Origin of the sequence: Planctellipticum variicoloris (assembly GCF_030622045.1) — a bacterium.
Taxonomy (GTDB): Bacteria; Planctomycetota; Planctomycetia; order Planctomycetales; family Planctomycetaceae; genus Planctellipticum; species Planctellipticum variicoloris.
In genome coordinates this window covers 412,072-434,972 of sequence record NZ_CP130886.1, presented here as the reverse complement: position 1 = coordinate 434,972, position 22,901 = coordinate 412,072, and the positions used below count along the sequence as shown (strand labels likewise).

Annotated in this window: 15 protein-coding genes; 5 read left to right on the top strand and 10 right to left on the bottom strand. The window is 65.0% G+C overall.

The annotated features are described in order from the left end of the window. Positions 1-68: 68 nt before the first annotated feature. Together SH412_RS01715 and SH412_RS01710 are read right to left on the bottom strand one after the other, a co-directional pair. Positions 69-947, bottom strand: a complete 879-nt coding sequence (locus SH412_RS01715; RefSeq protein ID WP_336521777.1) for a dihydroorotate dehydrogenase electron transfer subunit — start codon at positions 945-947, stop codon at positions 69-71. Continuing rightward, on the bottom strand, positions 944-2,041 hold the full coding sequence (locus SH412_RS01710) for a pseudouridine synthase (RefSeq protein ID WP_336521776.1): 1,098 nt from the start codon (positions 2,039-2,041) through the stop codon (positions 944-946). Before SH412_RS01710 ends, SH412_RS01715 begins: the two co-directional genes overlap by 4 nt. Positions 2,042-2,236: 195 nt before the next feature. On the opposite strand from SH412_RS01710, the gene sppA reads away from it, so the two are divergent. Both sppA and SH412_RS01700 read left to right on the top strand, forming a co-directional pair. Next, a complete protein-coding gene (sppA, locus tag SH412_RS01705; protein WP_336521775.1) occupies positions 2,237-4,051 on the top strand; it encodes a signal peptide peptidase SppA in 1,815 nt (604 codons plus the stop codon). A 250-nt stretch (positions 4,052-4,301) separates the two neighbouring features. Continuing rightward, positions 4,302-5,384 (top strand): GNAT family N-acetyltransferase, encoded by a 1,083-nt coding sequence (locus tag SH412_RS01700; protein WP_336521774.1) that lies wholly within the window; start codon positions 4,302-4,304, stop codon positions 5,382-5,384. Here SH412_RS01700 and SH412_RS01695 read toward each other — a convergent pair. From SH412_RS01695 to SH412_RS01665, 7 genes are all read right to left on the bottom strand, one after another. Then, the gene (locus SH412_RS01695) at positions 5,365-6,834 is read right to left on the bottom strand and encodes a hypothetical protein (RefSeq protein ID WP_336521773.1); all 1,470 of its coding nucleotides are present in this window, start codon (positions 6,832-6,834) and stop codon (positions 5,365-5,367) included. The genes SH412_RS01700 and SH412_RS01695 overlap by 20 nt on opposite strands. Beyond that, complete coding sequence (locus SH412_RS01690; protein WP_336521772.1) at positions 6,834-9,299, bottom strand: ABC transporter substrate-binding protein; 2,466 nt, start codon at positions 9,297-9,299, stop codon at positions 6,834-6,836. The genes SH412_RS01695 and SH412_RS01690 overlap by 1 nt, the downstream gene beginning before the upstream one ends. Further along, positions 9,296-12,733, bottom strand: coding sequence for an outer membrane protein assembly factor BamB family protein (locus SH412_RS01685; RefSeq protein ID WP_336521771.1), 3,438 nt, complete (start codon positions 12,731-12,733; stop codon positions 9,296-9,298). The genes SH412_RS01690 and SH412_RS01685 overlap by 4 nt, the downstream gene beginning before the upstream one ends. A gap of 71 nt (positions 12,734-12,804) precedes the next feature. Next, positions 12,805-13,632 carry an ExbD/TolR family protein gene (locus tag SH412_RS01680; protein WP_336521770.1) on the bottom strand — a complete coding sequence of 276 codons (828 nt, stop codon included), beginning with the start codon at positions 13,630-13,632 and terminating at the stop codon, positions 12,805-12,807. A gap of 24 nt (positions 13,633-13,656) precedes the next feature. Continuing rightward, on the bottom strand, positions 13,657-14,124 hold the full coding sequence (locus tag SH412_RS01675) for an ExbD/TolR family protein (RefSeq protein WP_336521769.1): 468 nt from the start codon (positions 14,122-14,124) through the stop codon (positions 13,657-13,659). Between the two features lie 2 nt (positions 14,125-14,126). Then, entirely contained in the window at positions 14,127-14,780 is a 654-nt protein-coding gene (locus SH412_RS01670) for a MotA/TolQ/ExbB proton channel family protein (protein ID WP_336521768.1), read from the bottom strand. Between the two features lie 222 nt (positions 14,781-15,002). Beyond that, entirely contained in the window at positions 15,003-16,727 is a 1,725-nt protein-coding gene (locus SH412_RS01665) for an NADPH-dependent assimilatory sulfite reductase hemoprotein subunit (protein WP_336521767.1), read from the bottom strand. Between the two features lie 267 nt (positions 16,728-16,994). On the opposite strand from SH412_RS01665, the gene SH412_RS01660 reads away from it, so the two are divergent. The 3 genes from SH412_RS01660 to queG are packed head-to-tail and all read left to right on the top strand — an operon-like array spanning position 16,995 to position 20,534. Beyond that, complete coding sequence (locus SH412_RS01660; RefSeq protein ID WP_336521766.1) at positions 16,995-17,807, top strand: hypothetical protein; 813 nt, start codon at positions 16,995-16,997, stop codon at positions 17,805-17,807. Between the two features lie 43 nt (positions 17,808-17,850). Then, positions 17,851-19,233, top strand: coding sequence for a hypothetical protein (locus tag SH412_RS01655; RefSeq protein ID WP_336521765.1), 1,383 nt, complete (start codon positions 17,851-17,853; stop codon positions 19,231-19,233). 53 nt (positions 19,234-19,286) lie between these two features. Then, positions 19,287-20,534 carry a tRNA epoxyqueuosine(34) reductase QueG gene (gene queG, locus SH412_RS01650; RefSeq protein WP_336521764.1) on the top strand — a complete coding sequence of 416 codons (1,248 nt, stop codon included), beginning with the start codon at positions 19,287-19,289 and terminating at the stop codon, positions 20,532-20,534. Here queG and SH412_RS01645 read toward each other — a convergent pair. Further along, positions 20,423-22,888 carry a DEAD/DEAH box helicase gene (locus SH412_RS01645; protein ID WP_336521763.1) on the bottom strand — a complete coding sequence of 822 codons (2,466 nt, stop codon included), beginning with the start codon at positions 22,886-22,888 and terminating at the stop codon, positions 20,423-20,425. The two genes, queG and SH412_RS01645, sit on opposite strands and share 112 nt — an antisense overlap. Positions 22,889-22,901 lie beyond the last annotated feature (13 nt).

The window sequence follows — 22,901 nt, the reverse complement described above, 5'->3', positions numbered from 1 at the left end:
TAAGGGGATCGTCAGGGTGCGTCGTGCGGGGATTTCGTCGATCAGGCAGGGTCAAGCATTCGCTGAGGTCAGTCCCAGATCAGTTCGTCGGCTGTGAACACGGGACCTTCGACGCAGACGCGGCGATAGTCCCACGCTCCATCCTCCTGTTTCACGCGGGTGACGCAACTGAAACAGGCGCCGAAGCCGCAGGCCATCGGCGTCTCCAGCGAGACCAGGCAGGGGACGGACGCCGCAGCGGTCAACTTTGCGACCGCATGGAGCATCGGTTCCGGTCCGCAGCAGTAGACGGTGACCGGGCCGGATTCGGCTTTGAGGACCTCGTCCAGGAGCTGCGTTACGTAGCCTTTGCGTCCCGCCGTGCCGTCGTCGGTGGCGATGCGGACGTCGACACCCGGCAGCCGGAAGTCCTCGACGCCCGCCAGGTAGCTGGCGCTGCGGACGCCGTAGCAGAAGGTCAGCTTGTCGGGGCGCGTTTCCACCGGCCGACCGTAGTTGCGCTGGCCGAGGGCTTCGTGCAGAACCGACAGGAACGGCGTCTGCCCGATTCCGCCGGCGACGACGACCAGGTGCCCGGCGGGCGGAGGAGGGAATCCGTTTCCCAGCGGACCCCACAGCTCCACTTCGTCGCCGACTTTCAGTGAGGTCAGCAGCGACGTCAGCTTGCCGACCACGATGTAGCCGAAGTCGAGTTCGGTCACGTTGCCGCTGGCGTCGGCGTAGGTCTCGAACAGGGCGAAGGGGCGGCCGAGCAGAGGATCGCTGCGGTCGGGGGCCTTCACCATGAAGAACTGGCCGGGCAGGATCTGGCCGGCGATCTCCGGGGCATGGATCCGCATCCGCCAGGTATTGGTCGCCATCGGGCCGTGGGCAGTGATCCGGGCGCGGACCTGGCGGGCAGTCGTAACCACGCCCGGGAGTCCGAGCGGAGGAACGCAGACGCTCATCGGGAACGGCCTCCCCCTTTGGTGGAGCCCTTCGCGCCGCGCGGCGCCGGCCGATCGGATCGGCCGCCGGCGATTTTCTTCTTCATCGCTGCCGGCTTCGAAGCGGTCGGCTTCATCGAGGCCGATCTCGTCGTCGCGGTCCGGCCGGTGGGAGTCTCCGCCCGCGCCGGGCGCTTTGTGACCGGCCGGGCTGCTCCTGCGGCAGCCTTGGGGACCCGCTCCGCCGCCGCGGCACTGGCCGCCTGAATGTGCGCCGACGATTTTCTGACAACCTTCGGGCGGGCGCCCGGGGGACGGGTGGATTTGCGGGCGGGGCGGCCTTCCGCCATGCGATGCAGCTCGGCCACTTCGACGCCGTTGAGCTTGCGGTAGGCCCCGGTATCGAGGTCGGCGAGCTTCAATGGACCAAAGGCGATCCGTTTGAGATTGAGCACTTTGTGGCCGACACGGGCGAGGAGCCGGCGGACTTCGCGGTTCTGACCTTCGGTGAGCACAATCTGGAGGATCGTGCTCTGACCCTGCCGACCGAGTCGCCGGATGTCCCGCACGCGGAACTTACCCTCGGTGAAGTAGTAACCCTCTTTGAGCTTGTCGAAGACTTCCCCGGCGGGGTCGCCGGCGACCTGCACGCGGTAGACCCGTTCGACCTGAAATCGAGGATGCGCCAGCCGCTGGGCGATTTCGCCATCGTTGGTGAGAAGGAGCAGACCTTCGGTATTCTCGTCCAGACGGCCCACGGTAAACACCCGGCCCGCCTGTGGCGGGAGCAGATCGACCGCACGCGGTCGGCCGGCGGGATCGTCGTTCGTGCAGAGATAGCCCTTCGGCTTGTTGACCAGGAAGTACTGCTTCCGCTCAGGCTTGATCTTTTCGCCGTCGAGGCAGATTCGCTGCCGGTCGGGATCGACCTTAAAGCCAAGCTCTGTCACGACTTTGCCGTCGACGGAGACGCGTCCGGTGGTGATCAGTTCTTCGCAGTGGCGCCGCGAGTCGACCCCGGCCGCTGCGAGAACTTTCTGCAGTCGTTCGAGACGCGGTGCGGAGTGCTCGCCAGCCGATTCGTCGGAGGGCGGTGAGGCGGAAGGGGGTCGCATGAGATCACTTGTAAAGGCCAACGAGATTTCCTGAAGGATACCCGACTCGGGGGGCGGAATGAAGAGCCGGGGCGGCAACGGGTTTTCGCCCCGGTTTGCAGGGTGGTATGATCCGGGAGCCGGTTCGAGGCGTTCTGTGCAGCGTCGGCTGACGGACTGAGAAGCAATCTTTGACTCTCGAAAGGAGTCCTGCTCATGAGTTTCTTGCACGGTGCGCGTCCCTGGCTGGCGGCGATCGCCCTGACTGGCGGCTGGCTGGCAAGTCCTCTGGCCGCCGAGGACGAGAAGAAAGGGGCCGAGGCCCCCAAGATCGAAACGCTCGAAGTCGCCCACATCGAGCTGAAGGGAGCGCTCCGGGAAGGGGCGGCGCTGCCGGGGCTGTTCGGTGAAGTCGAGGAGACGTTTGCCGCAACCCTCAAACGACTCGACAAGGCCCGCGATGACGACGACGTCCATGCGGTCGTGCTGCACATCAACGGCCCGACGCTCGGCTGGGGCAAGCTGCACGAACTGCGTCAGGCGATCGGACAGGTCCGCGCCGGAGGCAAGAAAACCTATGCGTGGCTCGAAAGCGGCATGACGCAGGATTATCTGCTGGCGTCGGCCTGCGATCAGGTCGTGCTGCCGGAATCGGGCCTGCTGATGATGCCCGGCCTGCGGGCCGAGGTGACGTTCTACAAGAACTTGTTCGACAAGCTCGACGTGCGGGCCGATACGCTGCGGGTCGGCGAGTTCAAATCGGCGGGCGAACCCTACTCCCGGGCCGAGATGAGCCCGGAGTTCCGCAAGGAAATGGAAGAGGTTCTGGACGACTATTACCGGATGGTGATCGAGACGATCGCCGCGGATCGCAAGCTGACTCCGGAAGTCGTCAAGGAGATCGTCGATATCGGCGTCCTGACCGCGGCGAGCGCCAAAGAACGCGGGCTGGTGGACGTGCTGTCCTATGAAGACAAGATTCCGGACGCGGTCAAAGGGGATCGCCAGAATGTCGAGATCAAGCTGGTTCTGAATTACGGCAAGAAGAAAGTCGACACCGACTTCAGCGGCATGGCCGGTCTGATCAAGATGATGAACCTGATGTCGGGCGTTGATTCCCAGCCGCGGAAGTCTTCGACCGCCAAGATCGCCATCATCTACGCCCAGGGCATGATCATGGAAGGGGCGAGCTCCTCGGACTTCCTGGGCGGCGAAACGATGGGCTCGGCGACGATGATCAAGGCGATCCGCAAGGCCCGCGACGACAAGACCGTCAAGGCCGTCGTGCTGCGGGTCGACAGCCCGGGCGGCAGCGCCCTGGCCAGCGACCTGATGTGGCACGAGCTGGAAACGCTGGAAAAGCCGTTCGTCGTCAGCATGGGGAATACCGCCGCCAGCGGCGGGTACTACATCGCGATGGGGGCCGACCGGATCTTTGCGGAACCGGGAACGCTGACGGGATCAATCGGCGTGGTGAGCGTGCGGTTCGCCCTGGACGGTCTGTTCAAGAAGGTGGGCGTCAATACGGAAGTGATTCAGCGCGGGAAAAATTCCGGACTGCTGAGCACGACCTCGCCCCTGAGCGACAGCGAGCGGACGGCCCTGCAGACGCTGCTGGACGACATCTACCTGCAGTTCACCAGCAAGGCCGCCGCCGGCCGCAAGATGGAAGTCGCCACGCTGGAGAAGCTGGCGCGAGGGCGGGTCTACACCGGTTCCCAGGCCCTCAAGCTGGGCCTGGTCGACGAGCTCGGGACGCTCGCCGACGCCGTGGCCTACGCCCGCAAAGCGGCCGGTCTGGACGAGAAAGAGCGAGTCGAACAGCTCATCCTGCCCAAAGCCAGCAGCCCGCTGGAAGCCCTCTTCGGGCCGCTCGATCAGGAGACGCGCGTGCGGGGGGCGGCGCAATCGTCCGTCGCCGAAGCGCTGCCGGATTCCGCGAAGAGCGTCTGGCGCCACTGGCTGGCCCTGGAGCGCCTGGCCCGACAACCAGCCTGCACGCTGCTGCCGTTCCAGATGGAAGTCCGCTAATCCCAGGCCGAAGTCCGAGTGGACTTTTCGAAACGATCAGCGCGGGTCCGTGTTGCCGGATGGCAGCGCGGACCCATTGCATTTGGGCCACGTGCAGTTTGGAATGAATCGATCGTAGCATTTGCGCCGCACGAAGCGCCGGCGCGCAGCATGATGTGAAAAGGGAATTGAACGCGCACCCGAGCGGCATCTGACGTGCAACTGGAGCGGACTCCTCCGTTCCGTTTCTCCCCAGCGGGAGCCCTGCACCGTGATCGCAATCGCCGAACTGACCTCGATCGAACAACTTTCGTCCATGCGTCTGCTGTGGCGCGCTCTGCTGGGCAAGACACGCGGCGCCACGTTCTTCCAATCCGCCGAATGGCTCGAAGCCTGGTGGCGATATTGCGGCGAAGGCCAGACTCTCAAAGTGCTCTGCATCGGCGTCGGCGGCAAAACTATCGGCATGGTGCCGCTGACCGTCCGCCGCGAAACCACCGACGTCGGCCGCCTCCGCACCCTCACCTACCCCCTCGACGACTGGGGAACCTTCTACGGACCCGTCGGCGCCAACCCCACCGCCGCACTCTACGCAGCCATGCGCCACCTCCAGCAGTCGCCCCGCGACTGGGACCTCATCGACCTGCGACACGTCGACGAAGCCCGCCTCGACCAGGGCCGCACCGCCAACGCCTTGCGCATGTCCGGACTCTCCGCCCTCGAACAGACCTGGGCCGAGCTCCCCGCCATCCGTCTCGACCAGTGGGACGCCGGCGAAGTCTTCGCCCGACACTCACAGCTCCGACGCGCAGAACACCAGCTCTCAAATCGAGGACGCCTGATCTCCATCCGGCACCGCCCCGCGGGAAACGACGTCGGCCCGGCCGAAATGCGCCGCGATCTCCTCGACGACTGCCTGAAACTGCTCCGCGACCGGCCCGAAAACGAACGCCAGCTCATCGCCGACGCCTACCACGCCGCCGCACTGGCCGCCATGGTCGAACTGAATCTCGTCTATCTCAACGGCCGACCGGCGGCCTGCGCCATCAACTTCGTCAATCAGGGCGAGGTCGACGTCTTCGCCGCCGCCGTCGATCCGGAACTCGCACCCGCCGCAACCGACGTCCTGCGAGGTCGAATGCTCCTGGACGCAATGGACCTCGGAGATACCGTCTTCCGCTTCAGCCCGCGGACCGCCTGGCTGGCGGAGGGCTGGTCGAACGCGACGCTGACCAGCAGCCGGCACACGCACTTTGCATCGGTCGGCCTGCGGGCCCAGCTCCTGCGCCTGAACCAGTGGGGGCGTCGCCTGCTGAGCCAAAAACCCGTCACGGTCAGCGATCTGCCGGCTTGACCGGCGCCGCCGGCGGACCTTTGTCGGCCTTCGAAACACGTTCGAGTTCGGCGAGCTCCTCCCGAAAGACCTTCAGCTTCTCGCCCCCCAGGTATTCGCGAATCATGTCGCCGGTTTCGTCGCAGAGCCGGTTGATCTTGATCGCCGTGGCCCTGTCGGTCTTCGTATCGACCGCTTTCAATGCGTCCACGCGGATGCCGGTCAGCTCCTGCAGAAATGGTGCGGCCCCCGGCAACTCGCCCAGTTTCTTGCGACCGGTTTCGACGGCGTCCCACCGCTCCTGTCGGGCGAGCTTGCGGAGGCTGATCAACAACGTATTGCGCGACGCAACCGCGTCGACCAGCCGGTCCTGCAGGATCTGCAGTTGCCCTTCCACGCCGAGTCGGACGGAGTCGTCGGGAACTTCCAGCACGAGGCGCGGATGGGCGCCCGGAACCATGGGAACACGCGCCAGGCGCTGCTTGCCGCTCCAGACGGTGATCCAGCGCAGCGGAGATTCCTGCGGTTGCAGGCTCAGCCGCCCCAGCCGGTCGGTCAGCAACTCCGCCGGGGCGGGAGCCTCCTCGCCGAGTGCTTCGGCCAGCGTCACGCGGCTCCCTCCCAGCCGCCGCGGAGATTTTCCAAACGTCTGCAGGACAAGCTCGGTCTGACGATACCAGGGACGGACCAGCGCCCCCGTCTGCTGCATCCGGCCGCGGGAGCGGGCGCTCAACGCCTGTCGCAGGCCGCTATGAATCCGGCCTTGCAACGTCGCGCGGTCGACCGAGTCGATCTCGACGATCGTCCAGGGGATCTCGCGCCGCTGGCCCGGCGTCGTCCCTTGAGCGGCAAAGACGACGGCGACTTCGAGCAAGTCCCCCTCGCGGACCCAGACCACGTCGGAATCGGCCGGCGCCAGCTCGCCTGCCCGGAGCTGCAGTCGAACGTCGGAACCGTTCACCGCGTCGATGCGCGCCACCGGCCGGAAAACGCTGCGGATCGCGGCCAGCAGATGTTCGGGGAGAGTGCGATCATCCCAGGTCGTCCCCGACACCACCGGAGAGCGGCTCTCCAGCTCGGGCTGCCAGCACTGAATCTGCCAGGCTGTCTGTCCGACCGTGGTCGCGACGTGAATCCGCAACCAGACGTCGGCCGTGCCCGGCTCGGCCTCGTTCAGCAGTTTCCAGGGAGGGACGCCCTCCGCGACGGCAGGCATCCCGGGGTCTTCCGGACGGTGAATCTCAAGGCGCCAGCCGGGACCGATCACGCGATCCGTCAGCGCCGAGAGATCGGCGGCCAGCGCAGCCAGCCGGCCGTCGAGAACGGGATCGTCGCGGTCGGCCGTCAGCACCGCCTGGACCCGGTAAGGCCGCCACTCCCAGAGCGGGGCCTCGTCCTCGGCCTGGACCGGCAGAACTGCAGACAGCAGCACCAGCAGAGCGACCGGAAAGTGCAGAATCGCACTCGGCATCAGGGCGTCTCCTGCGGAAACCACGACTGCACAATCCACTTCTCCGCATTGTGATAGGGATTCAGCAGCGGCGACGGGACACCTCCCAGCCGGCGACGCGCGATCCAGAACTGCTCGACTTCCCATAGAGGAATCCAGCGGGCCTCCGCCAGCATGTCGACCTGCAGTTGCTGGATCAGATTTGTGGCCGTCGTCCAGTCGCCGGCCTGTTCGAGGCCGAGCAGACTCTGCCGCAGTCGGTCTGGAAGCGGAGCGAGACTGGCGATCTCCGTCCGTTCGGCCCCGGTCACGAGCGGCCAGAGCTCGGCCGCCGGATCGGCAAGCTGCAGCGTTCGAAACGCCAGATCCCACGGGGGCTCGCCAGGCTTGCCGCGAGGATCGACCAGCTCGACCTCAATCCCCACCCGCTTCCAGGCAAGAATCAGTTCGTCGCAGAGCCGGCGGATGTCGTCGTCTCCCGGATGCGCCAGACGCAGTCGAACCGTTTCCAGTCCCAGCTCCTTCCTGGCGGTCAGGAGCAGGGATGCCGCCAGCAGCGGGTCGTAGACCGGCTGGGCGAGAACGCGATTGTAGGCAAAGCTGCTGATCGGGAACGGGGCCGTCGTCAGCCGCCCCCAGGCGGGATCGGCGTCCTTCAGAACCACGTCCCGCAGCAATTGCTCGCGAGGGATCGCCGCGAGGAGCGCCCGCCGCAGGGGGCCGTTCTTCAGTGCAGCGCTTTCCGGATTGATCTGCAGCAGATGCGTTTCGGGAATCGCGGCGGGAACGGTGAAGAATCGCCCGTCGGACTGCAGCAGTTTCGCATCAGCCAGCCGGGCATAGGGCAGGATATCGGCGTCGCCCCGCAGCAGCGCCTGCAGCGATCGCTCCCAGGACTCGTACCGATGTTCGTCGAGATCCGTCAGATACCGCTGCTTCGACTTCCCGTTCGGCTCCCGCACGCGCAGCAGGGACTGATCGTCGTCATCCCGCCGTTCGAGCTGGAAACGGGCCGCGAGCGACGCATTTCCGCGCCCCAGGGCGCGCCGGGCGCCGGGAGTCAGATCCGCAGCCAGGTCCGAGTCCCCCGGAGGGGCCAGCAGCGGCAAAGCCAGCAGCGACTCCGGCCGCAACGGAGGCGTCCGGAAGCTGATGACCACTTCCCAAGGCGAACGGGCCTCTACCCCGGTGACCAGCGCCGCAATCCGTTCGTCGAAATCCGGACTGGCCGGATCGAGTCGGCGCTGCAGTGTCTGCTGGATTTCGAGAGCGGAAATTCCCGGACGCGACTCCCAGAGGGCGCGTCGCGCCGCCACGTTCAGACGAAGCTCGCGTCCGAGGTCGGTCGGCTCCCATTCTTCGCAGATCCCGCTCCGGTAGCGTACGCCCGATTCATCAATTCGCCCCGGTTCAAACAGCCGCAACTCGGTGAGAGAACGACTTCGCAGGTCGGCACGCGTCGGAAACGGATAAGCCGGGCTGTCGCCCGCGAACGTCAGAACGCCGACTTTGAGAAACTGCGCCGCCTCCAGCAGGCTGCGGTGAAGCTCGCGAAGCCCGGGCGTGTCCGGCCAGATCCGTGCGGCGGCATCAATGCGATGGGCGGCGGCCCGCGGATCATCCCGCGCGAGCATCGAAGCGATCTGCATCTCGGATTGCGTGCGGGACAGCAGCTCCTGCTTCCAGCGCAAGTACACCGAATGCTCCGGACGGAATCGCGCCAGTCGCGCCAGGTAATGTCGGGCGCCTCGAAAATCGCTCGCGTCGACGGCGCGCTGAACCAGGATGTTGACGGCCTCGCCAGCCCGTTCGGACATCCCCTCGTACTGCGGATTCATCGCCAGGAGCGCTTCCAGCGATCGCAAAGCGTCCTCGGGACGATCGTTGGTCAGTTGCACCCCGGCTTCCACGTAGTGAAACCGTTGAATGGCCTTGTCCGACTCCGGCCAGCCCCGCTGCCTGCGGTCGATGAGGGTCAGCAGTTCGTAGGCTCTCAGAGTGTCATTCTGATCGAGGAGAAGTTGAACTCGCTGCAGAATCAGATCTTCGAAGTAGATGATCCGCTCGATCACCCGCGTTTCGATCAGGTATTCGCTCTCACCCGGTGCATCCCAGAGCGAAATTCGCAGCCGCTGCAGCAGCGCGCGCTTTTCGGTCTGCTCCCGCTGCTCGTCCTTGTTGCGGGGTTTCGGCCACTTGAAACTGGCCTCGTACTTGGTCGCCAGATCGGTCAGCGTTCCCGGACGAGGCTGCACCGGCTCGACAAACAGAACTTTCTGCTCCGTCGTCAGCACGAACCAGTCGACCGGACGTCCGCTCAGCAGCGCCTCATACTCGGGAACCTGCAGATCCTCGAACTTCGGCAGCGGCGGTTCGACCTCCTCCTGCGCTCCGGCCGCGCCGCAAAGGCCGGCCAGCAACAGGCACAGACACGCCGTCAGCCGCCGTGCCGTTAGTGGAAAGGATCTCGAACAACCGGCAATCATGGCTGACCTCCCGGCGGAACAGTCAGGAGGTACAGACTTCCGTCGGCCGCGATCGCCACGGGGCCTGCCGCAGTCGAAATCAGTCGCGACAGTCGCTGGGGAAGTTTGAGCCGGCGGATTTCCGCCCCCGTCGCGCGATTGAGCAGCAGGACGTCGCCGCGGGTCCCCGCGAGGACAAGCTGCTCTCCCTGGACGACGGCCGCAGACAGGAGTGCGATCGGCCCGAGCTCCGCGCTCCACAGCGACGCGAGCGAATCGCCTTCGATCGGCAGCGAGTGCAGGGTTCCGGAAGTCGACTGGGCGAGGGCGATCCCCTCGACAGTGGCGAGCATGGAGACCCCCGCTTCAAACCCGCGTTCCGCCTGCAGTTCGAGGAGATCTTCCGACACGCGGATCACCCGCCCCGATCGGTCGGCGAGGAACCATTGCCCCTGGCAGCCGACGGGAGGCAGCGCCAGCGGCTCCGCCAGACTGAGAATCGCACGTTCCGCCAGGTGGGAAAGGTCCCCCCGCTTCCACTCGATGGCCCGGCATTCGCCGGAATCGTCGCACGCAAGCACCGTCGTTTCATTCAAAGCCGTGACGTGAGTCCAGTGTCTTGAGACGTCCCCCGTGATCGGAAGGATAAAATCCTGAGGCGGCGGGTCGGTGCCACGCAACGGGCGCCAGGCCAGGCTGCCGGCCAGGGGCAGAATCAATCCACCCTCCAGCGGAGCGGGCGCCACATCGAGCGGTGCAGGGGGAATGAGACTCGCATCGACAATACCGGCCGGGCTGACCACCGCGATCGACTGGGAATCGTGACCGGGGACGAGGACGGCGCAGCGGCCATCCGGCAGTGTCGTCGCCAGCAACGGACGGGCCGGGGCCACGGGCCACTCGATGTCGCGCGACCCGCGCGGATCGAGTCCTCCCTGACGCAGTCGCTCGGCGGAGATGGACACGGCTTCTCCATTTTCCGTGAGCATCGTCAGTCCGGAAGCAGTCGGAAGAACCGCCAGGGGCCCCGCGCCAAGCGTAATCCGCCAGGGGCTGCTGAGCTGATCCCGATCGACGCGCGACAGTTGCACTCCGCTCGCCCACAGCGGCCGACGGGCGACGAACAGATCGTCGCCGACCGACTGCAACGGCTGCGTCGCCAGTCCAGTGGCGACCGCATTCTGATCCATGCCGATGCTGTCGGATGTGAGCTGAAACTTGCGGAAGGCGTTACTGGCCAGCCAGAACTGTCCATCAGGCCCCAGTGACAACTGCATCGGCACGGTTCCCGTTCCGGGGACCTGGTAGCCGGCGATGGGAACGAGCCCCGGCCGCTCCGGGTCGTCGCGGACGGCAAAGGCTTCGAGACGTCCATTCGTCAGGGGGACGACGAGCTGCGGGCCGCGCACGACAGGCGGATCCCGGACGACGCCGTTCAGCGAAACCCCTTTGAGTTCCGACAGCGGCTGGCGGGGTTCGTCGGCGTTCCAGAGCCGGAGTCTGCCGGAGCTTTCCCGATCGTTTTCGCACAGCAGCAGAAGTCGACCGAGCGCAAGGGGCGGAACCACCACGCTGCCCGAAGCATGTTGCGTAAAGGTCAATGAGACCGCCGCAAACGGGTTGAGAGAGATCGCATAGATCAACGAATGCTCCCCTGGGACGAACAGCGTCGCTTCGTCGCGGGACAGGCAGGGAGTCGTCACCGGACGTTGTGAAAGCGTCAGCGCTCCGGAGAGGCGGCCGGAGTCGATTTCAATCCGGGCCAGCCGACGGTCCTCCAGCGGCAGGTAAACCTGTCCGCCGTGGATCAGCGGCGCGTCCGTCGGCTGCGAATGAAGTTCCTGGCGCCAGACATCCAGGCCGTCCTCTTCGCGGAGCAGCCGCACGGACTGATCGATCTGAAAGTAGGCAATGATCCCCCGAGCTCCGCCGGGGACGCGGATCGGAAAGAAAACCGCGCGATCACCCAGATTGCGCCGCCAGGCAGGCTCGCCCGTGATGGAGTCGACGGCATACAGAACCCCTTTCGACACCACGAGAACTCGGCGACCTTCCGAAGCTTCGTCGGTGCGAGCGCGAGCCAGCGGAGTCGGGACGAGCGGTTGAGGCGACGGATCCGCGACGGCGGGTATTGCGGCGATCGGTTCGGCCAGTTCCGCAACGGTCGACAGCTCCTGCTCGAGAGCCGTCTTCACATGCTGCTGGACCGCCCCCTGAGTCGCCAGGTCAGGATAGCGCTGGAGCAGCTCGGCGCGGGCGCGCAATGCATCGAGCGGCTTCTTCGCCTCGATCGCGGCGGTCATCGCCGCCAGCGCCGTGTCGAGACTCTGCTGTTTGACAATGGCCCGGCGCGCCTGGTCAGTGGCGACTCGAATCCGTTCCAGTGAAGTGACGGGCGGCTGCTGCGGATCGGAGTGCCTTTCCAACAGCAATTGCGCATCGGCAGACCAGGCAAGGGGCTGCTCGTCGCGTGTGGCTTCCGCGGTTTTGGCGGCGCCGACAGCGATCTGCTCGGCGTACTCGCAAATCGTCGGTTCCAGCTCGGAAAACTCGGGTGAGTTCCGATTCTGTTTGACGAATTCCTGAAGTTGTTCGAGCCCCCGTTCCCAGCTCGGCGCCGCGCCGCCGATCTCCTGCAGAATCCGGGCCTTACCCGAGCCGATCATGGCCTTCGAAACCAGCCCGTTTCGCGGGTAACGTTCGACAAACTGGTCGAAAGCCTGGATGGCCTGCGCAAACTGACCGTCTCCCAGCGCCGTCACGCCGCGATCGTAGAGTCGGTTGGCGACTTCACGGCCCATCAAAAACCAGATGGCCGCCGTGGCGAGCAGCAGCACGAGTGCGCCGCCGCCGAGCCCCAGCACGAGGGGCGACCGCAGAGCGTCCTGTTCCCCCGGCCTGGCGGACCGGACGTTCTTGACTTTGAGCTTGGCCGGCAGATCGGCGCCGCGCGCCGTGTTGATGCGCGAACCCTGGAAGCGAGGATTCTCGGCGAGCGCCGGCAGTTCGACCGATTCGGGAACATCGGGACCGTCGTCCAGAACAGGGGCGGGGCGGGCTTTCGGGCTGTGACGCGCTTCGCGCGCCGGCGGCTCCGCCACCCTGGGCTCGCGCGGCGCTTTCGCCGGCTCTTTGTGAACCGGCGCCGCCGCCGGGTATGCCGCCGGTTGTTCCGCCTGGAAAACCAGCGTGCAGGTCCCGACCTGAATCAGGTCGCCCGTCGACAGGCGAGCCTGCGCGACGAGGTGCCCGTTGACGCTGACACCCTGCGGATTCGCCGAAGTCGCCTCAAATCCGGACTTGCTCCAGCCGATGCGGCAGACGATCGGCGCAACGTCGTTTTCGTCAATGCGGATTGTGCTGTATTCCAGTCGGCCGACCAGGACGGGTTCGCTGCGCGACAGTTCCTGTCGTTGCGACGGCTGGCCCGGTCGGAGGATTTCGAGGAATGCCATGAACGGTCGGTTTCCTGCGGAAGTACGCCTGCTGCTGCGGATTCACGATGATCGAGTGCTGCTGCGGTCGACTATCCCTTGCGCGAGCCGAGTCGGATTTTCTGGATGCCGGCTTCATTCGCCGCGTCGATCACGGTTACGACAGTACGGTGCAGCGCCGCCGAATCGGCCGTGATGATCACTTCGGTTTTCTGTTCCCGGCGCATCTTGTCTCGAAGCGCCTCCGCAAGCCGCCCCAGATCGGGCCAGGGCTCGTCGTCGAGCGTGAGGGTGTTGGCGGCGTCGATCTTCACCAGAATCGACGTCCCCTGCAGGTCTTCCAGATTCAGCAGGCTCTGGGCCGCCCCCTGCTGATCCGGCTGCGGCGTCGGCGTCTCGATGCTCTTCTGCAGACTGAATGACGCCGTCACCATGAAGAAGATCAGCAGCAGAAAGGTCACGTCGACCATCGGCGTGAGATCCATCTCCTCGTCCTCTTCGACCAGACGCCGCGAGTTGAACTGGAATGGTTGCTCCGCTTCTTCGGGGTCGGACCACTCACGCTCGACCGGCCGCGCTGCGGCCGGGTGAGATGCAGCGGCAATCGGAACAGTCACGACGGCCGGGACGACTGGAGCGGAAACCTGGACCGGCGGCTCCGCCGCGGCGGGCGGCGGCTCGTCGTCGTACGAGCCGAACACGATGTCGTCTTCGGGTTCCGACCGCATCTCGACTTCGGGCTCGGCAGCGGGAGGGAACTCCAGGTCCGGCTCCACTTCCGGAACGGGAGCTTCAAACGCATCCTCCAGCGGCACGAGAGTTTCCTGGTCACACGTCGGACACGTCACCAGCGATCCGGCCTTGCGACTGCTGATGCTGAGCAGACCGTTGCAGTGTGAGCAGCGAAACCGGATTGCCATGCACGCCCCCGCTTTCCAAGACCATCAGCGCGATGGCTGATCTCCGACGCCGACGTACAGTTTGACCCCTTCGACTTCGCCGATCGCGCGAGAAAGCTGATTCACGACTCCGTGCGGAACGTCTCCTTCAGCCTTGAGCACCACGTTCGTCTTGCCGGCGCGAGCGGCGTCCGCCACGTAGCGTTTGACATCGTCCAGGCTCCCTTCGTCCCCGGCGCCATCGCCCAGCACAATCCGCTCCGCGCCGCGCGCCGAGGCGGCGAAGATCGTGACCACCACGGCATTATTGGCTTCCACCCCCAGACTGTGGGCGGCGGGAGGCACGTCGATTTCCGGCGTCCCCTGCATCGTCGAAGCAACCATGAAGAAGATGAGTAGCAGGAATACCACGTCGATCATCGGCGTGATGTCCATGTCGCCCGTCGTCACCCGGCGGGTCCGCTTCCAGCCCGAGGCTTCGACGTCGGCAAACATGCGATGGCGGGCCGCCATGCTCAGGCCTTCCTCGTCGTGGCTTCGAAGTCGTCCAGAAACTCGCCGACGTCGCTCTGAACCGAGTCCTGCAGTTTGGCGATCCGGACGTTAATCGACGCCAGAATCATCACCAGCGGAATGGCAATCATCAGCCCGATCGCGGTCGTGAACAGGGCGAAACTGATGTCGTCAGCAAGCTGGGAAGGGTCGACGCCGGTCTTCTGGCTGGACGCAATTTTGCCGAAGGCGGCGATCATGCCGACGACCGTACCAAGCAGCCCGAGCATCGGGGCCGTCTTGATCACGGTATTGATCCAGGCGACGCGGTACTCCAGGTCGGCGAGCACATCGCGTTCGAACTTCTCGCCAAGAAGTTGTTTGAGCTTCGCGAGCGGAAGACCCCGATTCCCGAGTGCGATGAGAATCAACTGCGGAGACGCCTTGCTCCAGTAAGGCGGGGAATCGCAGATCTGAGCCGCTTCGTCGTAGTTGCGTTCTTTGAGCCGCTGCCGGATCTCCCCCAGGAACTCCTGCGAGGCCGCGGGAGTGCCGAATCGTTTCTGAGCGATCCGGCGGAAGACGAGAATCACCAGGAAGGCTCCTTGGATGGCCGTCAGAGCCTGCAGGGCGTAGATCAGATTGCCGATGACGTCGAGAACGGGCGTGAGATTCATGAAGGTTTTTCTGCGCTGACGGAACGTCGACGGAACGGAAGGGATCGTCTTGCAGCAGGGCTGAACGCCCGCAATTCAGAATAGCCGTCCGGCACAGCGTCGGAAATGGTCCGTGCGCAATTCTCCATGAACCGTGTCACGGAATAACAGAACGGCCGGCATCCGCAGGGTGCAGACGCCGACCGTTCGCGATCCGAGGTCTCGAGCGTTGACAACCGGTTCTCAGCCCGCAGCGGCAACCGCAGGACTGGCGGACGCCTGAAGGGCTTCAGCCCCCTGACGGGCGCAGAAGTCGCCGAACGATTCGCCCGGCAGCCGGTCCGATTTGAAGAATTCCAGCAGCGGGACCAGCGACGGAATCAGCTCTTCGTAAGGAACCAGATCCTTGTAGATAAATGCCAGCCGCGAGCCGATCGAGTTCCCCCCTACGAACAGCGTATATTTCCCCAGCGTCTTGCCCACGATCCCCACGTCGGGGGTGTAGGGCCGGCCGCAGCCGTTCGGGCAGCCGGTGATGTGGACGGCGAACAACTCCCGCTCCAGCCCCAGCCGGGTCAACTCCGCCTCCAGCCGGGTGATCACGTCCGGAAGCACCCGCTCCGATTCCGCCACGGCAAGACCGCAGGTAGGAAACGCGGTGCAGGAGATCGCAAAGCGGCGGACCGGCGTCAATTCCTCCGCCGGCACGATCCCGTGATCGCGCATCATCTGCTCGATGACCGGCTTTTCGCTCGGCGGAATGTCGCAGAGAATCACCGCCTGCATACAGGTCAGCCGGGTCTCCATGCCGTATTTCCCCAGCACCGCGCGGAAGAACGACTTGATCCGCAGATCGCCGTCGTCCTTGATGCGGCCGCCGGAGATGTTGATGCCGACAAACAGATTCCCATCCCCCTGCTCGTGCCACCCCATATGGTCCTCGGCCTTGAGGATCGGGATCGGGCGCGGGGGGGCGAGCGGCTGGCCGTAGTATTCCTCGACCTTGGCCTTGAACGCCTCCAGCCCGAGGTTGGCGATGGTGTACTTCAGGCGGGCGACCTTGCGGTCTTCCCGGTTGCCGAAGTCCCGCTGGACCTTGATGATCGCCTCGGCGACCAGGTCGACCTGCTCCGGCGAAATGTACGCCAGCGGCTGGGCGACTGCCGCGAAGGTTTTCTCGGCGCTGGGGGTGCGGCCCATGCCGCCGCCGACCATGACGTTGAAGCCGACGATCCGGTCGTCCTCGACGACGGCGAGGAGGCCGAGGTCGTTGGCGAAGATGTCGACGCAGTTGTCGTCGGGGAGGGCGATGGCAACTTTGAACTTGCGGGGGAGATAGGCTTTGCCGTACAGCGGTTCGTCGACCGGCTGGAACTCGGCCAAGTTCTCGGTCAGCCCGCTGTCGTCCGTCAGCCAGATTTCGTGGTAGGCGGTCGATCGCGGTTTCAGGTGTTCGGCCAGGTGATAAGCCAGGGCCTGCATCTGAGCGCGCACGCCGTTGTTCTTGAACGGCGCCGGGCAGGTAATCACATTCCTGTTCACGTCGCCGCAGGCTGCGAGGGTCGTCAGCAAGTTCGCGTTAATTGCGGCGATCGTCGCCTTGAGGTCGTTTTTCAGCACGCCGTGAAACTGAAATCCCTGCCGCGTCGTGATCTTCAGAGTGCCGTTGGCGTACTTTTCGCAAAGATCGAGGTGCCCCAGGAACTGTTTGGCCGTGACTTTGCCGCCGGGAACCCGGGTACGGACCATCACACGGTACTCTTTGGCCTTGGGAGTCCCGTCGGGATTCTTGGCCTTCCGCTCGTCGCGGTTGCCTTGCTGATAGCAGCCGTGAAACTTGAGCAGGGATTCGGCTTCTCCGCTGAAATGCTGGTCGAGTACCGTCAGTTCGCGGGCGAGCGGGCCGCGGAGCTGTCGACTTTCTTCTTTCAGGACTTCGGCTTTGCTGCGTTTGGCTTCGTCAGCCATCGGTCGATGCTCCAAGGTCAGGGCCGGCAACACGTTGGAAGGAGAGCCGGGCCGATGAGTATGTCGATTTTCCGAACTATATCGGTCATCCGGAGATTTGAGTAGCGGAACCTCGCCCCGGTTCGCCCGGAAGCGCCTCGAAATGGCTCCTGACGCCGGAAGATTAGACCTTGCCAGCACTTGGGCAGTGTGAGAGACTGGGGATTCGTCGGGAAGTCTCCCGACGGTCGCACCATTCCGGACCCGGGTTTCAAGGACTTCCCTTTCATGATGGCGCGCATCACCGCGGTGGCCGGGCTGTGTCTGGCGTGTTTGTGGAGCGGCACGGCCGCAGCGCAGGTCGGCGTGTTCGAACTCCCCCCGGACGGCACCTGGGTCCGCTACGAAGGAACCTACACGCAGGTCGAAATCCGCCCGGATTCCACGCTCGGGAAGCTGGAAATCCCCCCGTGGATCGAGCACGTCTGGATCAAGTCGGTCGGCGCAGAACAGGGGATGTACCAAGGGAAAGAAGTCCCCTGTCGATGGCTCGAGATCAAGATCGAACGGGGTCGGGAGCGGGACGGCAAGCTCGACACCGGCGTGACCGGAACCGAAATCTACAAAGTGCTGGTCCCCGACTCGGGAGTGATCGAGAATCCCAAAGACGAGAAGGGCGTGCCCGTCTCATTCCTGCCGGTGATCAAGGGATTCCGGAAAATCGGACAGGGAGAGCCGACTTCGATCGCTCAACCCGCCCTGCAGCTCTACCCCGTCGGGCTCGTGCTGGGTTACTACCGGAACTGGGAGACCGCCGAAAAGGACGTCGATCCCGAAGTGGGGCTTGGGGCGGTCAAGGCCGATCAGCTCGATGGAAAAGTGAACATCGAAAGCCCAGGCGGCCGGACCATTCAGGAAACGTCGATCTGGCGGAGTCGCGATGTCCCGTTTGGGCTGGCCCGCTGGAAGGCCACGATCACCCGTGAAACCAAAGATGCCCGCCAGCCGCGGGCGGAATACAAACCTGTCAGCGAAATCAATGTCGAAGTGCGGGCTCGCGAAAAAGGCGAAGACGCTCAGAGCGAGCTGATGGTTCCGTAGTGCTGCGGAACTGGTAGAATTGCGGAGCTGGGAGGACTGCATCTTGTCTCCCGATCGCTGGATTCGCGTCTGCCGGCGGCGACTGCTGGGTCGGGAGCTGATGCTGAGGGCTCTCGGCCCGCTGGCAGCCGCTGCGTGGTGCTGGGCAGGATTGCTGCTGGCGGCCAAGCTCTGGTGGCCGGTGGCCGTCCCGGCGACGCTGTGGTCCGGCGCCCTGCTGGTCCCGGCCGCACTGTTCTGGCGGTGGACGGAGCGGCGTCCGGCGATCTCGCGAAGCGACGCGGCCGTGTGGCTCGATCATGAGCTCGAAGCCGGGGGGCTGATCGTCGCCCTGGAAGAGGCTCCGGACGAGCGTTGGGCGGCTCTGTTGCCGCAGGCCCATCAGCGCTGGCGGGAAAGTCTCCCGCGCAGGCCCTGGAACCGCGTGCTGCAGGCGCTCGGCTGGCCGGCGCTGTTTCTGGCAGGAACGATGATCATCCCGGCCAGGCAGCCGGCGGTAGCGGCGGTGGTCGAAACGACGCTGGGGCAGGAGACCGCCCGTGAGCTGGCGGATATGTCGGCGGCGCTCGACTCCTTGCCTTTGTTCGATCCCGCCGAAAAGGCGCGGCTCAAGTCAGAAATCGCCGCGCTTTCCGAGGAGGTGAAACGGGCTCCGCTGACCCATGAAAAATGGGAAACGGTCGACGCATTGCGTCAGCGGCTGAAGTTCCGCGTCGATCAGGCGGGGAGCGAGCTGGGTCAGGCAGGACAGATCCTGTCGCTGCTGACGGCGGCGATGGAGGCCGGCGGCGGACCGATTCCGGCCGATCAGCAGCGGCAACTGGAGGAGCAGGCGCTCGGCGTCGTGCAAAAGTTTGCCACGCCGGAGAACCTCTCCCAGTTGCAGAGCCTGGTCGAGCAGCCGGCCGTTCGAGAAATGCTGCAGCAGGGAGTCACCAGTCTCCCCAGCGATCCCGCACAGCGTCAGCAACTGTTGCAGGGGCTGCAACAGGCCGTCTCGGGCGAAGCCCGCGAGCTGCAGTCGTTGCAGAATCTGCTGCCGATGGGAGGCGCGCCGAAATCGCTTGCCGCCGCGGCGATGGGTGGAGCGATCTCGTCGCTGCGGGGGGGGAGTCCGCGGCCGACGCTCCCGGGAACGTCGACGTCCCAAGTTCCTGCAAAGCCGCTGTTCGGCGATGCGGGCCTGCCGCGGGTCGAGCGATTTCGGCCGCAGCCGTCGATGATGCGCCCTGCAACCGATCCCGCGACCGCCCGTACGGCGACGCCGAGTCCGCAGACGGGGCCGCCCACGGCGCGGCCGGGGCAGGTGGTTGCCGGAGCGAGCCCCACGGGGGAAGCCTGGACGCGGCAAGTTTCGCCGCGACATCGGGCGGCGGTCAAACAGTATTTCGGGAACTCGCCGGCACGTTTTCCCGCGAAGAATTGAAGAGCAGGCGCGGCGGTCGAATTGTCCGCGCCGGCTGGAATGGTTAATTTTCAATGACTGCTGCCGTCTCATCGCTCGATCCGGCCGAATTGAGCCGCCGGGTCAAGCTGGCGGCGACGGACTCCGGTTTCGAACTGTGCGGGATCGCCCCGGCGGTGTCGCCAGTCGGCCTGTCGCGGCTGGACGACTGGCTGGAGCAGGGCTTTGCCGGCGAGATGGGTTACATCGCCCGACGCCGGGAGGCTTATTCGCACCCGGAGAATGTCCAGCGCGGCGTGCGGAGCCTGATCGTGTGCGCGATGAACTATCGCGGCGCTGAGCCGGCAACGTGCGGTCCCGGAGAAGCCCGTGTGGCGCGATATGCGTGGTCCGGGGCAGATTACCACGATTTTCTGAGGGCGCGGCTTCATCAGGTTGCTGACACTCTTCACGCATTGGGACCCGGTACGAAGACGCGAGTGGTTGTCGACACGGCTCCGCTGCTGGAACGGGACTTCGCCCGGCTCGCAGGGATGGGCTGGTTCGGCAAGAATACGATGCTGATCCACAAGCGGATGGGGAGCCGGCTGCTGCTGGGGGCGATACTGACCGATGCCGAACTGGCGTACGACCAGCCGCATGAGACGAGCCACTGCGGCACGTGCACACGATGTCTGGAAGCCTGTCCGACGGATGCGTTTCCGGAACCGGGAGTGCTGGATGCCCGAAAGTGCATTTCGTACCTGACGATCGAGCTGCGGTCGCCCATTCCCGCCGAGGCGCGTCCAGGGATCGGGGGCTGGCTGTTCGGCTGCGACGTCTGCCAGGACGTCTGCCCGTGGAATCACAAGCCGCCACGGACGGCTGCGGTGGAGTTCATACCGCGCGGCGATCTGAATCCGGCCGGCGCTGCCGAAATCCTGAACCTGTCCGAGTCAGAGTTTCACGCCCGCTTTGACGGCTCGCCCCTCGACCGGCCGGGGTATGACGGACTGCGGCGCAATGCCGCAATCGTTCTCGGAAATACGAGCGGCACTGCGTCGATTGCCGATCTGGCTCCGCACCTCGGCGACCCCTCTTCACTGGTTCGCGGAGCCGTCGCCTGGGCGCTGGGCCGGATCGGCGGCCATGCGGCCTATGCGGCACTTAACGAACGCATCGCGATTGAAACGGATGAAACGGTTCTGAATGAGCTGCACGCCGCTCTCGGTCAGGCATCAATTCCGCCGCCGAATTCCTCAATTTCCTCCGAAATCTCTTCGTCGGTGACCGCTGGGGGCGGTTCCGCAGAGGCTGCGGCCTCGCCGCGGAGCAGGTCGTGATCGGCGGCGTGCTGCAGGGCGTGTTCGGTGCTCTGCGGATCGACGGCCCGGCAGGATTCGGTCAGTTGATTGGCCAGGTCGCGGAGCTCCGCACGCCAGACCTCCGGATCGACCTCGGGAGGCGTGAACTGCGAGAATTCCCCCAGCAGCAGCACCGTTCGCAGGACGTGGCGGAAGATCAAACCTTCCTGCTTGGCGAGATCCCGGCCGCTGATGAACTTGGTGAAGTCGCCGCTGAAATTGAGCAGATCGCCGATTGCCCACACGGCCTGAATCCGAACATCCCGGACCTCGGAATATTCGTGCTCGAACAGCATCCGCACCTTTTCGGCGAGAGCCGGCGGATACTTGCGCTCCTCGAACGGGACGTCCGGATCGAAGTCGGGGTAGAGATCGCCGGCGGGCATCAGGCCCCGCTGCACGATCTCCAGATCGACGCGCGTCGTCGCAAGCGGGCCGGGCGGCATAATCCGCGGCGGGGGGACGCGGACGTAACGCAGCAGGTTGCCCGGCAGTTCGAGCGTGCTTTCCCAGAGCTGCAGGCGTTCTTCCGGAGACGCGACCCCCATGAGTTGCACCAGGAACAATCCGTAGAGGGGATTGATGCTGCGGAAGCCGAACAGCAGTTCCAGGGTCTCCGTCGCGTGAGCCATCTTCGGGTGGTATTGCGGTACCGCAGTTCGCTGATCGGCGGTTTCAACTTTCTTGCCGGTCTTTGCCGCGTGCTGCGAATCGATGGCGGCCTGCAACTGCTGCGACAGCCAGGAGGGCTGGGCAGTTTCCGGTTCGGTCTGAGCGACTTGAGCGCCGGGTTCCGGCGGGGCAGGGGGCTCCGGTTCGAGCCGGACGAAGCCGCCCGTGTGCAGCGCCAGCAGCATCCGCTCGAGGTGGCGTTCGTTGGCTTCCAGTTGTTTGGGGTCGACCAGCCGTTTGCGAATCAGGCTGCGCAGCCGGTCGACGTCCGGCGAGAGTTGCAGCAGATAGGCGAGCAACCGCCAGGGGAGATGGCCCCGGCTTACGAGATCGCCGGCGGGAGCCGCTCGCAATTTGTCAAACTGCTGCTCGTTCCAGTACTGCTTCTCGGGATTCCGCGTCGGCTGCTTTTTCTTGAGCGACTTCTTGGCGCGGATCAGCATCGGATCCTTGGTGTCCTCGGGGATCTGGTCGTATTTTTCCTTCCAGCGCAGGATCTTGACGTCGTCTTCGTGCGGCAGGACGAAGACGAAGCCTTCTTTGTCGAACTGGGGGCGGCCGGCCCGGCCGAAAATCTGATGGGCGGAGCTGGGGTCGATCAGCTTCTGCTGACCGGGTTTGCCCTTCATCAGCGACGGCAGCACGACGGAGCGCGCGGGCAAGTTGATTCCCGCGGCGAGCGTTTCGGTGCAGACGCAGACTGAGAGCAGCTTCTTCTGAAACAGATCTTCGACGATCCGCTTGTAACGGGGCAGCAGTCCGGCGTGATGGACGCCGACGCCGCGCATCAGAATCTGTTTCAGCTTAGGGCCGGCGCCCTTTGTCAGGTCGTACTCGGCGAGCTGCGCCACCAGCAGCTTCTGCTGACCGTCGGCCAGCATCGAGCGTCCCTTGAGTTCCTCGGCGATGCTCCAGCATTCGTCGCGATTGAAACAGAAGACGAGTGCGGGCGTGCGGCGGGTCTCGGCGTCGCCGTCGGCCATTTCTTCCAGATGCTCGATCAGCGTCTTGTCCGGGATCCAGCGGTAGTTGAGGGGCACCTTGCGTTCGGTGCCGACGACCAGTTCCAGCCGGCGGCCGTGGCACTGGTGGAGCCAGGAGACGAACGGATTGGCGTTGCCGATCGTGGCGGAGAGGAGCATCAGCCGGACGTGATCGGGGAGCAGCGAGAGCGAGAACTCCCAGACGATCCCGCGTTCCAGGTCGCTGAAGTTATGAAATTCGTCCATGACCACCGCGGTCACGTTGTCGAATGGGAACTCCGTCGGGTGGAGCAGCCGGTTGAGCAGAATTTCCGCCACGACGACCAGGACGCGAGCCCCAGGGTTGACCCGCCGGTTCCCGGTGACCAGGCCGACCTCCTCGGCGGCAAAGCCCCAGCCGACGGCGGCGGCCTGAATCTCGCGGAACTTCTGTTCCGACAGGGCGATCAGGGGCGTGGTGTAGTAGACAGTCTTGCCGGTATGGAGGGCTTCGAAGACGGCCGCCTCGGCGATGAGCGTCTTGCCTGTGCCTGTCGGGGCGCTGACCAGAACGCCGGTGTTGGTGTCGAACCAGGCCAGCAGGGCTTCTTCCTGCACGGGATAGGGCGTGTAGGGAAGTTGTTCGAGGTATTTCAGTGCGAGTTCGTCGCGGCTGGGCGGGGGGACGTCAGACGGCATGCCGGCTCCGGAG